Annotated in this window: 10 protein-coding genes and 1 pseudogene; 9 read left to right on the top strand and 2 right to left on the bottom strand. The window is 30.7% G+C overall.

What is annotated here, in order from left to right; all coding sequences use genetic code 11:
- Positions 1–3 precede the first annotated feature (3 nt).
- From ABXQ82_RS12165 to ABXQ82_RS12200, 8 genes are read left to right on the top strand one after another with little or no spacing between them, the layout of a single operon-like run.
- Entirely contained in the window at positions 4–1,344 is a 1,341-nt protein-coding gene (locus ABXQ82_RS12165; RefSeq protein ID WP_367059848.1) for a lipid II flippase MurJ, read from the top strand.
- On the top strand, positions 1,341–2,477 hold the full coding sequence (locus ABXQ82_RS12170) for an O-antigen ligase family protein (protein ID WP_367059851.1): 1,137 nt from the start codon (positions 1,341–1,343) through the stop codon (positions 2,475–2,477). The genes ABXQ82_RS12165 and ABXQ82_RS12170 overlap by 4 nt, the downstream gene beginning before the upstream one ends.
- Before the next feature lie 5 nt (positions 2,478–2,482).
- Positions 2,483–3,571 carry a glycosyltransferase gene (locus ABXQ82_RS12175; protein ID WP_367059854.1) on the top strand — a complete coding sequence of 363 codons (1,089 nt, stop codon included), beginning with the start codon at positions 2,483–2,485 and terminating at the stop codon, positions 3,569–3,571.
- Positions 3,572–3,596: 25 nt separating this feature from the next.
- A complete protein-coding gene (locus ABXQ82_RS12180; protein ID WP_367059857.1) occupies positions 3,597–4,568 on the top strand; it encodes an ATP-grasp fold amidoligase family protein in 972 nt (323 codons plus the stop codon).
- 24 nt (positions 4,569–4,592) lie between these two features.
- A complete protein-coding gene (gene asnB, locus ABXQ82_RS12185; RefSeq protein WP_367059860.1) occupies positions 4,593–6,449 on the top strand; it encodes an asparagine synthase (glutamine-hydrolyzing) in 1,857 nt (618 codons plus the stop codon).
- Positions 6,424–7,617, top strand: a complete 1,194-nt coding sequence (locus ABXQ82_RS12190; RefSeq protein ID WP_367059863.1) for a glycosyltransferase — start codon at positions 6,424–6,426, stop codon at positions 7,615–7,617. Before asnB (ABXQ82_RS12185) ends, ABXQ82_RS12190 begins: the two co-directional genes overlap by 26 nt.
- Positions 7,618–7,628: 11 nt before the next feature.
- The gene (asnB, locus tag ABXQ82_RS12195) at positions 7,629–9,527 is read left to right on the top strand and encodes an asparagine synthase (glutamine-hydrolyzing) (RefSeq protein ID WP_367059866.1); all 1,899 of its coding nucleotides are present in this window, start codon (positions 7,629–7,631) and stop codon (positions 9,525–9,527) included.
- Between the two features lie 24 nt (positions 9,528–9,551).
- The gene (locus ABXQ82_RS12200) at positions 9,552–10,706 is read left to right on the top strand and encodes a glycosyltransferase family 4 protein (RefSeq protein WP_367059869.1); all 1,155 of its coding nucleotides are present in this window, start codon (positions 9,552–9,554) and stop codon (positions 10,704–10,706) included.
- Between the two features lie 55 nt (positions 10,707–10,761).
- Here ABXQ82_RS12200 and ABXQ82_RS12205 read toward each other — a convergent pair whose 3' ends face one another.
- The gene (locus ABXQ82_RS12205) at positions 10,762–11,787 is read right to left on the bottom strand and encodes a glycosyltransferase (protein ID WP_367059872.1); all 1,026 of its coding nucleotides are present in this window, start codon (positions 11,785–11,787) and stop codon (positions 10,762–10,764) included.
- Between the two features lie 741 nt (positions 11,788–12,528).
- Between ABXQ82_RS12205 and ABXQ82_RS12210 the strand changes: the two are divergent.
- Positions 12,529–12,684, top strand: a pseudogene (locus ABXQ82_RS12210) (transposase); the annotation flags it as partial.
- 459 nt (positions 12,685–13,143) lie between these two features.
- Here the strand turns inward: ABXQ82_RS12210 and ABXQ82_RS12215 are convergent.
- A complete protein-coding gene (locus tag ABXQ82_RS12215; protein WP_367059875.1) occupies positions 13,144–13,917 on the bottom strand; it encodes an SDR family oxidoreductase in 774 nt (257 codons plus the stop codon).
- Positions 13,918–14,030 lie beyond the last annotated feature (113 nt).

Genomic DNA, 14,030 nt, shown 5'->3' on the forward strand with positions numbered 1-14,030 from the left:
AAAATGAACTTTTTTGATTTAAAGAAACTTGTATTAACCTATTCAAAAAGTGCTGTACTAAAAAATATTCTTTTAGTTGGAGCTTTAACAGTACTGGTAAAGATAGTAGCCTTCTACAAAGAAACTGTTGTTGCCTCAGCTTTTGGCTTATCTGAACTACTAGACACCTTTTTCATTGCTATGCTTATTCCTGGTTTTATAAGCAATGTTTTTATAGGTGCCTTTGGAAGTGTTTTTATCCCAAATTATGTTAAAGCATCAAAATTAGATAATGATTTAAAAGCATTTCAAGCAACAGGGTTTTTAATTACTATTGTGGTTTCGACCCTTTTTACTATCATAGCAATACTGTTTACCGATACTTTTATTGAAACATTTTTTAGCGGTCATACAAAAACATACTATAGCTTAATAAAAATACAATTCTATTATATTGTTCCCTGTATTTTTATTTGGGGGTTAAACTCATTATTATCAGGTCTTTTACATATTAGTGGAGAATTTAAAACACCCACATTTATAGGAGTAATCACTCCAATATGCTTTTTAGTATGTATCACTTTTTTCAAAGAACAATTAGGGCAAAAAATTCTGGCTGTAAGTTTATTATTAGGTACTCTAATAGAGTTTCTATTTATATTATTAATTTCTTACAATAAGAAAATTATTAAATTATCAAAACCTAATTTTAAAAGTCCAGACATAAAAATAATGATGAAGCAAATTCCTGCTAAAGTCTCTTCTGGGTTTTTAACAGGGCTTATACCGGTTACCGACCAATATTTTGCTGCAAAACTAGCTATTGGTTCAATTGCCTCATTAAATTACGGACTGAAAATCCCTGCTTTTTTGACTTCGATATTAATAATTTCTATGGGTAAAGTTTTACTTCCGCATTTTTCCAAATTAGTTATTGAAGATAAAAAACTAGCTTTCGACAAACTATTTTTTGCTTTAAAACGCTTATTTATAGCTACTTCCTTAGCTGCGATATCTGTCATTTTAATATCACCGTGGTTGATTGAATTTTTATTTGAACGTGGGGAATTCACTAATAAAAACACCGAGATTGTTTCTCTTATACAAATTATTTTTTTAGTTTATGCACCATTTACAGTTTGTGGTATGGTAATAGTTAATTTTTTGACTAGCATAAACGAAAATAATTTTATGGCCAAAGTATCATTAATTGCAGTTATTTTAAATTTGGTGTTAGATTTTATTTTCATGAAATACTATGGCGTTTTTGGAATTGCATTATGTACCACTACTGTGTTTATTATTAGAGCCATCATATTATACAGATATACTTTAAAGCTTAAAAAACAACAACAATTAATTTGAAAAGAATACTAAGAATATTGATTTTAATTTTTATCATGTGGGGTTTCCCTACATTTGCGCTTTTTTATATAAGTATAGGGCTAGGTGCGATAACAAGTTATATAACAATACTTCTACTACTAGTTTATTTTGTGTTTTATGTCGATAATTACAGACAGCCACTATTGCCATTTATTTTTTTGGGCATTACATATTACACCATTTCTGGTCTCAACTTTTTGCCTACATACGGATTTGTAGAAGATTATCTTGTGTTTTTTATAAAATTCATCATAGTTGTTGTCTGTTGTACCGAAGTCGCAAAAGATTCAAAAATAGAAGAAATATTTATCGTTACCATTTTTGGCGCTTTAAGTATCGTTATACATGCGGTAGTTTTCCCTACTACTGATGCTACTTTTGGTGATTCTTATGGGAGGTTTAGTGGTTTTTATTTAAATCCTAATTACGCGGCAATTGTGAGTCTTGTTGGCTTTAGTTTAAGTTATGGAATAAAAAACGCTAAGCTAAAAATGATTGGTCAGCTTGTATTTTCATTTGCTGGAATATTAACCATGTCAAGATATTTTATTTTAATATGGGTACTCATTAATATTGCTGCTGCTATATCGAGTAGAAAAAATTTAGCAGCTCCTATTTTGGGAGCAATAGTACTTGCTTTTGTTTTATTGTCTGGCACATTAAAACTAAATACATCAAGATTTGAAGCACTAGAAAGTATATTTAGTGATGAAGTTAAAACTGAAACTATAAATGATGATAGTAGAACTGACACTTGGGCACAATTTACAGATATTATTTTGAGTAAACCCTTTTTAGGGAATGGTTTTCGTAATTTACAAGGACAAGGTTTTAGACTTAATACAGGAGTTCACAATTTATATTTATTAGTAATAGGTGAAGCTGGTATAATTGCTTTTGCTTTTTTAATATATATTATATTTTTTCTCATTACCAAAAGTATAAAATACTATCAATCTAACTTTTATTATATTTTTCTAACAATTACTGTAGCCACATCTTTTCTTGTAGGACATACATATTTCGAAAAATATTCAACTATATTTATCACAATTTTTGTATATCTAAAGTTATCGGATCTTGATAAGAAAAATAAACAATTATTAAAGTAACAGGAATGAACAGCCAAAAAACAAAAGTCATTTTCTTTTTGCCTTCCTTATCCGCAGGTGGAGCAGAACGCGTTATGTCTTATATTGCGCAACATATTAACAATCAAAAATATAACGTAACCTTGGCTGTGGTAGGTTTTGAAAAAGATAATGCTTTTGAGGTTCATAATATAGATGTGATATACCTAAATAAACCTCGGGTGTTAACTAGTTTAGTAGATTGTATTTTCTTAATTAAACGTTTAAAACCTAAAATTGTAATTAGTGTTTTAAATTTAAATACATATATGGGCTTTATTTCAATATTGTTCCCAAAATGCAAATTTATAGGGCGAATTGTTAATATAGGAAGTGTTTTAAAGCACCATCCTGAAAAAAGTAATAGATACTTTCCTTCTTTCTTAAATAAATACGGGGACAAGCGTTTAGATTATATTATTTGCCAATCGCAAGACATGTATAATGATGTTCTAAAACACTCTGGTTTTAAAAAAAGTAAGCTTGTTGTAATTAACAATCCAATTACTAAATCATTCGATGTTAAAAAAAATGTATCTCATCAAAGCCCAAATAGAACCTATAAATTTATTACTGTTGGCAGCCTAGAAAGAAGAAAAGGTCATTTGCGACTATTAAACGTTTTAAGTAAATTAAAAAACGTTAATTTCCAATATACAATAATTGGAAAAGGATCGCAAAAAGATACTATTTTCAGCAAAATAAAAGAACTTAATTTAGAAGATAAAATAACACATATCCCATATACAGATAAAGTTGCCAAATTTTTATCTGAAAGTGATTTTTTTCTTCAAGGATCTTTTGTCGAAGGGTTTCCTAACGCTCTTATAGAAACTTGTGCTGTTGGAACACCTGCTATTGCTTTTGAAGCTCCCGGTGGTATCAATGAAATTATTCAAGATAATGTCAATGGATTTATTGCGAATTCTGAAGAAGATTTTAAAAATAAAATTGATAAAGCCTTATCCAAGGCATGGGACCCTCAAATTGTACACGATTCTGTTTTTAAAAAATATAATTCCAATACTATTTTAGAAAAATACGAGTCATTATTTGATTCCTGTATTACCAAATAATCATTACCCAAATTTATTTTAAACAATGAAAAAAATATTAAAATTTTTCTACAAAAAAACGATAATAGGTAAATACTTAATTACAAAACTTATCAAGCTAAATGATTTTTATTTATTCTATATAAAACCAGAAAAAAAATATCTAACAGATAAATTTGAAGATAGTTTTGGTAGAAAAATAAACCTAGAAAACCCAATAACACTTAACGAAAAGATTATTTGGTTAAAGTTGTATGATAGAACACCATTACATACAACTTGCGCTGATAAATATGCCGTTCGAGAGTATATTATAGATAAAATTGGTGAAAAATATTTAGTGCCACTCCATTTTAAGACTGATGATCCTAAACAAATTATCCCTGAAAACTTACCAGACATACCTTTTATCATAAAAACAAATCACGATAGTGGGGGTGGAATAATTATTCATGACAAATATAAACCTGAAATAAATTGGAAAGTTATTAGAAAAGGGTTCAAGAAAAGAATGAAGGATAATTATTATTACAACTCCAAAGAATGGCAATATAAAAATATTAAACCCTGTATTATTGTTGAAAAATTACTTTTAAATAAGCAAGGCAACATACCTTTTGATTACAAAATTCATTGTTTTAATGGAAAAGCAAATATGATCCAGGTCGATATAGATAGAAATGCGGATAAACATTATAGAAATTGGTACAATACAAAATGGGAAAGAGAACCATATAAATGGACTTCAATAAAAGATGAGGGGAAAACTACAGAACCTTCAGACACAGAAGTAGATAAGCCAAAAACGCTGAACGAAATGATTACCTTATCTGAAAAGTTATCTCAAGATTTTTGTTATGTAAGAGTTGATTGGTATGATTTAGATGGAAAATTATATTTTGGCGAATTGACCTTCCATCATGATGGCGGTAATAGACCTATAATTCCTGAAAAATATGATAAAATATTAGGCCAGAAAGTAATACTCCCAAAAAAAAGTCAGGCGGCTCATAATTAAATATAAGAACAGAAATTATTCAGTATGTGTGGAATTTACGGTACAACTATAAAGTATTCAGATAATCAAATAAAGTCTAAACTTGAAAGGACAGCATATAGAGGCCCCGACAAAATGGGTTGGAACTCTTATAGCTACAATGATACTCATGTCACATTTGGACATAATAGGTTATCTATTATAGATTTAGACCCGAGATCAAATCAGCCCTTTAATTATCTAGATAAAATACAAATTGTTTTTAATGGAGAAATTTATAATTTTCAGGAATTAAGAAAAAGGTTATCACAAAAAGGTTATGTTTTTAATACCACCAGTGATACCGAAGTTATTTGCGCTGCATATTTAGAATTTGGCAAAAATTGTGTTGACCATCTAAATGGTATGTTTGCATTTGTTATTTATGATATTAATAAACAACAATTCTTTGGAGCAAGAGATAGACTCGGACAAAAACCATTCTACTATTATTTAAATGGTAAAGAGTTCGAGTTTTCTAGTCAAATTTCATCTATTCAACTCTTTAATGAAAAAAGGTTGACCATTTCAACCAATGCAATACGTGAGTATTTATCTTGGGGCACCATTCCAGACACCAATTCAATTTTTAACGAAATAAAAAAATTACAGGCTGGTCATTATTTTACCTATAATTTAAATACTGGCGAATTCCAAAACGAAGAATATTGGGATATCGATTATTTAGGTAAAAATAAATTTACTGGAACCTATGATGAAGCTACGTTAGAACTAGAGAAAATTGCTAAAGACGCAGTAAAAATGAGATTGTTTGCTGATGTTCCCGTAGGTGTTTTTCTTTCTGGAGGAGTAGATTCATCATTAATAGCAGCCTTAGCCACAAAAAGTACCAACGAAAAAATAAAAACGTTTTCTGTAAAGTTTAATGAAAAAGGATTTGATGAGAGTATTTATGCAAAGAAAGTTGCCGACCATTTAAATACAGATCATCATATCATTGAATGTAATTACAACGAAGGTATTGACCTCATTGATAATTTTCATCACTACTATGACGAGCCCTTCAATGACTCTTCTGCCATTCCTTCAATGTTGTTGGCAAAATACACAAAAAAGCACGTAACTGTTGCACTCTCTGGTGATGCAGGAGATGAGAGCTTTATTGGGTATCATAGATATAATTGGGTGAAATATATGAATAGTATTTATAAACTACCTAAACCTATTAGGCTTTTAGCAGCTAAAACTTTAAATGTTATGCCTAATTACAAGTTGAAGGTAATAGGCGGAGTGATACAAAACAAAAGTGTAAACGACGCTTATTTAAGCACTTTATATGGCCCAAAGTCTAATTGGTTTGAGTTTGAACAAACTAATGATTTTCAATTTGAAGAACTTAAGTACTTATTTCATGAAAATAAAAATGTATTTGAAAGAATTTCAGACTTTGATCTTAAAACCTATTTAAATTGGGATATCAACACAAAGGTAGATAGAGCTACTATGGCTTATTCTCTTGAAGCAAGGTCTCCTTTACTGGATTATAGGGTTGTTGAATTTGCAAGGTCCCTACCAACTGATTTTAAATTTCAGGATAAAAATCAAAAAAGAATTCTTAAAGATGTTTTGTACAAACATGTTCCTAAAGATATATTTGACCGGCCAAAAGCTGGTTTTACAATGCCTTTTAAGGAATGGTTTAAATCTGATTTAAAAGATTACGTTTTAACTGAATTAAGCTTTGAAAACTTAAGCGAGATTCCAGGAATAAAACCAAAAGAAGTCGTAAAAATGATTAACCAACATATGGATGGAAGTTGGAATCGTACCGAACTTATTTGGTCATTAATAATCTTAAGGCAATGGTTAAAAAATAATGGACAAGGATTTTCAATCAAATAATACAATTAAAGCAAAGTCTTTAGGTATTTTAATTTATTCATTATCTGGTGGTGGTGCAGAAAGAGCTGTTTCTCACCTCCTAGCCTATTGTATAGATAATAAAATTAAGGTACACCTTGTTTTGATGAACCCAACCATTAAATATCAAATACCTAGTGAAATCCAAATACATTACATAGAGCAATCCAGTCCTCATGAAAATGGTATTATCAAAACGTTAAAAATTCCTTTTTTGGCATACAAATATTCTAGACTTTTAAAGCGATTGGAAATCACTCACAGTTTAAGTTTTTTAACTAGGCCATCATTTATAAATATTATTTCGAGTAAACTCACAAGATACAGTTATAAGGTAATAACTAATGAACGTGCATTTCCAAGTCTTCAATATAGTTATCCAAGTTTTCAATCTTTTTTTAATAAAAAAATGATCCGTTTACTATATAAAAAATCTGATGTAGTAATATCGAATTCTCATGGAAACGCTAATGATTTAACAGAAAACTTTAGCGTACCGACCAATAAAATGAAGGTGATTCATAACCCAATAGATTTAGAAAAAATTGACAAAATAGAAGGATTAAATGATTTCTTTGATAGTAAAAAATTCAATATTGTAACCCTTGGTCGTTTGGATATTGGTAAAAACCATGGTATGCTCATAAATGCAATAAGCAAATTAAATGACCCAATATTAAGATTATACATATTTGGAGACGGAAATTTGAAAAAGGAGTTAGAATCTCAAATCAAGGAACTGAATTTAGAAAAACAAGTTATATTAGCTGGTTTTGACCCTAACCCTTATAAATATTTGAAAAAGGCCGACTTATTTATATTTGGCTCAAATCATGAAGGATTCCCTAATGTGTTACTTGAAGCCATGTCTTGTGGCCTGCCAATTTTAACTACAAATTGTCAATCTGGCCCAAGTGAAATCATGGAATTAAAAAACGTTGAAAATGATATCATGAAAACAGATTACGGCATCTTGGTACCTATTAAAAATGCTGAATTAATGGCAAAAGGAATCAACTATTTTATGTCTAACAAAGCATATCTAGATAGCTGTAAAACTAGTGTCTTAAAACGTGCAGAAGATTTTAGAAAAAATAAAATATTAAAAGAATATATAGATGTAATTAGTTTAACTGATTATACTAAATAAAAAGTAAACCCATGTGTGGAATTAACGGAATAATAAATAAAACAAGTTGTAGTGAAAACGAAATAACTGCAGCATTAACCAAAATGAATAATTTAATTATTCATAGAGGTCCTGATGAAGATGGTTTTATAGCTACCAAACAAGACAACTTTTCTTTAGGAATGGCAATGAGGAGGTTGTCCATTATAGATTTATCTACAGGAAAACAACCCATATATTCTGATGATAAAAAAATAGTCATTGTATTTAATGGTGAAATCTATAACTATAGGGAGCTCAAGTCAAAGTTGGAAGAATCAGGAACTGTATTTAAAACGAATAGTGATACTGAGGTTATTTTAAGGCTTTATGAAAAACATGGTGTTGAGTCATTTAAATGGCTAGATGGTATGTTCGGTTTCAGTATATATGATCAACATAAAAACAAGGTGTTTATAGCTAGAGATTTTTTCGGGGAAAAGCCGCTTTATTATACTAGCACAAGCAAACAGTTCATTTGGGCATCAGAATTAAAATCAATAGTTAATGTATTGGATTTTAAACCCGAAATATCAAAAAAGGGCGTGAATCTTTTTTTAAGGCTAACTTATATTCCTGCACCTTATTCCATATATGATAACATTTTTAAACTTGAAGCTAATCATTATATAGCGTATGATTTAAAAACCAATGCACATAAAGTTCACGAAATCTGTCAAGAAACGCTTCCTAAGGAAGAAAATATAAGTTTTGAGGATGCAAAAAAACATGTTAAGGATTTGGTTTACGAAAGTGTTAATAGCAGGTCTATTGCCGATGTGCCGTTAGGGACATTCTTATCCGGTGGTGTTGACTCATCAATAGTATCTCTTTGTCTTTCTCAATCTGCAACCAAAAAAATTGAAACATTTTCAATAGGTTTTAAAGAGGCAAAAATGGATGAAACGGCCAAATCTCAACTTGTTGCCAAAATGATTGGTAGTAACCATCACGAATTTAAAATTGGTGAAGACGATTTAAAAAACAATATTCATGAAATTTTATTAAACTTTGACGAACCATTTTCTGATACTGCTGCCCTACCCACTTATTTTGTTTCAAAAAAGACAAGAGATTATGTAAAAGTGGCATTAACCGGTGACGGTGGTGATGAAGTATTTGGAGGGTACAATAAATATTATGTTGGTAAAATGAATACACGCTACACCAATATTGTTCCCAAGCCTATTCATAACATATTATTAAACTCATCAAAATTTTTGCTAGCAACAAAAAATGATAATAGAGGAAAACGATTCAAAATAAAAAAAATGCTCAAATCTGTTAGTTATGAAGGCGATCAGTATTGGGATATTATTTCGTTAGCTAATACAGAAAAAGAATTATCCGAAATTTTAACACAACCCTATTACATAGATAATTTATATGGTGAGTATAAAGACACACTTTATAGTAATAAGGCTGAATCTTTAACAGAGTTTAGACATGTAGATAAGATTTTAAGTTTAGAAGGTGGTATGCTTGCAAAAGTTGATAGAACAAGTATGCAAAATTCTTTGGAATGTAGAGCGCCGTTTTTGAACAAAAAATTATGGGATTACACAAATACATTGCCAGAGAGCTATTTAATGAAAGGATGGAATAAAAAGCACATACTAAAAGAAGCCTTTAAAGATCAATTTCCTGATGAGTTTTTAGAAAAAAGTAAAAAAGGATTTGGATCTCCTGTCGGAAACTGGTTGAAATCTAGCTTAAAAAAAGAATTAGAATCATATATTGAACCTAATTATTTATCAAATCAAGGTATTTTTAACTTAGATATAATGATACCTTTAGTGCAAAATCATTTAGACAGCAAGCGCGATAATACGTTTAGGGTTTGGGCTTTTTATTGTTTCCAAAAATGGTACAGTAATATCTATTTAAACTAAAGCCATTATCTAAAACTATAAAACATGAACAATAAAAAAAGAATTTTGGTTTTGTCTTCATTGGACCATTCACTAATAAACTTTAGAGGCGACTTTATCAAAAGTCTCGTAAAAGAGGGTTATAAGGTTTATGCCGGTGCTCCCGAATTTGGTGAACAAAAACTTAAAGAACTTAAAGCCTTAGGAGCTATTCCCGTTAGCTATTACCTTCAAAGAACTGGTTTAAATCCCTTTAATGATTTAAAAACCATCTTTAACCTAAAAAAAATTATTAAAGAAAATAATATCGACTTAGTTTATTCATATACTGTTAAACCGGTTATATATGGCTCTATTGCAGCAAATATGAATAAAACCCCTGTTGTTTCTTTAATTACAGGCCTGGGATTTGCATTCACGGGTCTAACTTTTAAAGCTAGAACACTTCAAAGACTTAATGAGTTTTTATATAAATTGTCCATTAGAAAAAATAAGACAATTATTTTTCAAAATTCTGATGACTACCAATTGTTTTTGGATAGAAAAATAATATCAAAACATCAAAAAGTAGGTTTTGTAGGTGGTTCTGGTGTAAACCTAGAACAATTTAAAACTAGAGTCAATGAGAATTCAACAGATGTTATTAGTTTTATAATTGTTTCTAGATTAATAAAAGAAAAAGGTATCGAGCTTTATCTTAATGCAGCTCAAACGCTAAAAGTTAAATATCCTAAAGCAGAATTTCATGTTATAGGTGCGCCAGAAAATTCGCCTTCAGCTGTAGATTCAAAAAAATTAAATATGTTAAATGATGATGGAACAATAGTTTATCATGGCCCTCAAAACAATATTCCTCAGCATTTATATAAAAGGGATATTTTTGTGCTTCCAACTTATTATAGAGAAGGCGTTCCAAGATCTATACTAGAAGCTTTATCTGTTGGTTTACCTGTAATAACAACAAACACCCCTGGTTGTAAAGAAACTGTAATTAATAAAAAAAATGGTTTCTTAATTGAACCTCAAAACTTAGATAAGTTAATTGAGGCTATGGAATATTTCCTTATAAACAAAGAGAGCATTAAGGAAATGGGAATAAATAGTAGAAATTATGCCAAGGAAAAATTTGATGTTAACATTATTAACAAAAATCTTTTGAAAATGATTAACAACATTTTAAATCCAACAACAGCACACTAAAAATAACCTAAGCTATTGATGATATCACTATTACCGAGTTTAACATTTTCTAATTCTAGGAGATAAGCCTCTTAAATTTTAAACTGGAAAAAAGCAAAGCCTTGTTATTAAAAATTGGTACGGCGGTCATATTATAAATACGACTTGTTTTATCTCCTCCTATTCCACCAAGTTTCTTATTTATTGGATAAACACCTAATTTGTTTAACCTACTTAATATCTTTTTTAAATCTTCAAAACATAAGCTATTACATTTAAAAGCTTTAATTAATATGGTAAACACATAAGATTGCTGTTTTCTTTTAAAACTTTTAACGGCTTTACCGTAACTAGTATGCGACTTATCAAGGGTATTCATCAATAAATTAAGTTCTTCTATAGCTACGACTAAATCAAAAATAAATTTTTTTAGATGAGTATTATCGGTGCTTGTAGTGACAGAATTTTCAACCCTCACAAACCTATGTACATCCATGTTTTTCTTTGCCACCCTATTAGCCTTGACAAAAATATTAGATGTAAAAATTGAATCCTCCACCATGAACTTGCGCTCTACAAACCTCAAGCCTATATCAATTAAAAAGTCTTTCTTAATTAAATACCACCAGACTTCATTCCTATAATCACATTCTCCAATAAATGTAATACCATCCATTACATTTAAAGAAAAATCGTTAACCACAGGAGTAGAAGATTCGATCTTAGCATCATCGGTTCTATAAATACTATTAAAGCCGAGAATTTCTAAATTATTTTTCTCTGCCAATTTTAAAAGAATGTTTAAAACATTTTCGGCCAGATAATCATCAGCATCTATAAAATAAATATATTCCCCCTTTGCAACGTCAATGCCTTTATTTCGAGCAGCACTCGGCCCCAGATTCTTCTGGTTAAAAAGGTGAATGTTTGAATATTTTTTCTTATAAATCTCAACAATGCTTGCACTAGAATCCGTGGAACCATCGTTAATAATAATTATTTCGTATTCATGTAACGAAACGTCCTGATTTATCAAGCTTAACAGGCAACGCTCTATAAATTGTTCCTTATTGTATAAGGGAATTACAATACTTAATTTCATCGGTTTAGAGTTTTATTTGGTTCTATTTTATTTTAGTGTTGATACTGGGTTTGAATCCTTGCTACTTGAGCTTTGTATCAATATATGTTGCGTTCCAATCTTTGAAAAACCCCAAGACAGAAAAAAACCTATACTTTTATCTAGTCAAAGAACATTGTAATCTTTAATCGAAAACAATTTCCCGCATGCTTGCATCGGGGTTTCCGCTGAAATTGTCATTCCCGTGAAAACGGGAATCAAAATAATAGAATTTCGGTTTTTGACCCTGAGGTCATAATGAAACCAGCGAAATACCTCTGTGACTCGCCCTAAGGATAGTTGGTTTCAAAAAATTCTTTATTTATGTTACTAAAATATAATGGTTTATGGCTTTGGGAAATGACCTGAATCAGTTTCAGCATTTTTTAGCTAATTTTTCACACCCATCTGAAAGACAGTAATTTAAAATAGCTTGGGAATCCCTTGTTTTAGGTTTGCACACTAAAAATCATTGATTTTGTGCCACGCTTGGATGCTTACTCGTTGTGCTGAAACCTATGGTGGTGATAAAGGATGTGGTAGCTATTAGGCCTATGGACAATTTATAGCTTTAACTTTCAAACGGTTCAATAAATACTTTACATTAAATGATGCTTTTACAGGAATTAGGTTTCACAGACCTTTATTTCAGATTAGGGACTTTCTCAAAGCCCTGTGCGTTCTACGATGGAAATTATTATTACCGGTCAGTTAGATCATTCGGCCAGAACGATTGCAGATTTATATAAAAAGCGTTGGGACATAGAACTGTTTTTTAAACCCATTAAGCAAAACTTACAAATCAAAACCTCTGTGGGCACTAGTGAAAATGCTGTAAAGCCACAGATATATGTTGCCCTAATATCCTATCTGCTACTTCAGCACACAGAAAGAACGGTAGCAAATAAAAACATACACATTCCTTTAATTTTGTGAAGAAAATCAGGTCTGCTTAAATTTTTATCTCACATTAGACTACGCCCGAAATCACGTATGTAAAGGGACTAATAGCCTTAGAGGAAGGCCACAAACGAAACAGACTTGTTTTCTGGATAATTCCCTTTCTTGTTTAAAATTACTGTAAAAGAAAAGGATGGTTTTTTGTGTTATACTAAATAGATAAATAAAGCATAGCCGAAGTTACGGTTTCTTTTTATGTTGAAGTAGAAAGCCCCTCCCTACCGGCGGACAGCAAAGGGCATTTTATTACGGTTATTCTATATGAGCGACGGTATAAATCCTAGAAATCCTTTTTATGTACAATACGGACTATTTAATGGGGATTGTAAAAACTTTCGGATGGCTCTATGTTCTTGGATAAGAGAATAAAACTGTTATTTATCTACCCAAATAACCGCCATCAACAGGTATTACGCACCCTGTTATATAATCGCTTGCTGATGAAGCCAATAATACGGTTAATCCTTTCAAATCCTCACCGCTACCCCATCTTTTCATTGGAACTCTCATGAACACTTCGTCAGTTCTTTTCTTATCATTAATTAACGCGGTGTTCAATTGTGTATCCATATATCCAGGGGCGATCGCATTGACACAAATTCCCTTAGCAGACCAATCGTTCGAAAGCGCTTTTGTTAATTGCCCAACCCCTCCTTTAGAGGCGGCATATGCAGGAATTGTAATCCCTCCTAAAACACTCATTATTGAAGCAATGTTTATAATTTTGCCTCCACCATTTTTCAACATGGTATTACCAGCATATTTGCAATAATAAAATGTTGCATCTAAATTGATAGCTATAACCTTGCTCCATTCTTCCTCAGGAAAATCTTCACTTGGATATCTTCTTTGAATACCTGCTGAATTTATTAAGATATCAACAGTACCACCGAGTATATCTAAAGCGTTTTTGTACGATTCTCTTATTTGTTCAATTTTGCTTACATCTGCTTTTATCGGACTTACGTTAAGACCGCTTTTTTTGAAATTCTCACATATATCAAATACACGATCATCAAAATCAATGACCACGGTTTGTGCTCCAGCTTGCGATATTGCCTCAACCATCGCTTTTCCAAGATCTCCTGCTCCACCTACAACGATCGCCTTTTTTCCAGTTAAACTAAATGCATCTAAAATATTTGCTGCCATACTTTTTGTTTTATGTTATCAACAACTCTCAATGGACTTTTATGATTTGTAAGAACTATAGTTTTATAAATTGTAAATCACAGTACTTACTTCTTAAAATCTTCCTTTAAGAT

It is taken from the genome of Algibacter sp. 2305UL17-15 (assembly GCF_040720935.1).
Taxonomy (GTDB): domain Bacteria; phylum Bacteroidota; class Bacteroidia; order Flavobacteriales; family Flavobacteriaceae; genus Jejuia.

Coding starts and splice junctions, on each gene's coding strand:
- asnB (WP_367059866.1), top strand. CDS start 7,629: ATGTGTGGAATTAACGGAATAATAAATAAAACAAGTTGTAGTGAAAAC.
- ABXQ82_RS12200 (WP_367059869.1), top strand. CDS start 9,552: ATGAACAATAAAAAAAGAATTTTGGTTTTGTCTTCATTGGACCATTCA.
- ABXQ82_RS12215 (WP_367059875.1), bottom strand. CDS start 13,917: ATGGCAGCAAATATTTTAGATGCATTTAGTTTAACTGGAAAAAAGGCG.
- ABXQ82_RS12190 (WP_367059863.1), top strand. CDS start 6,424: ATGGACAAGGATTTTCAATCAAATAATACAATTAAAGCAAAGTCTTTA.
- ABXQ82_RS12180 (WP_367059857.1), top strand. CDS start 3,597: ATGAAAAAAATATTAAAATTTTTCTACAAAAAAACGATAATAGGTAAA.
- asnB (WP_367059860.1), top strand. CDS start 4,593: ATGTGTGGAATTTACGGTACAACTATAAAGTATTCAGATAATCAAATA.
- ABXQ82_RS12165 (WP_367059848.1), top strand. CDS start 4: ATGAACTTTTTTGATTTAAAGAAACTTGTATTAACCTATTCAAAAAGT.
- ABXQ82_RS12175 (WP_367059854.1), top strand. CDS start 2,483: ATGAACAGCCAAAAAACAAAAGTCATTTTCTTTTTGCCTTCCTTATCC.
- ABXQ82_RS12205 (WP_367059872.1), bottom strand. CDS start 11,787: ATGAAATTAAGTATTGTAATTCCCTTATACAATAAGGAACAATTTATA.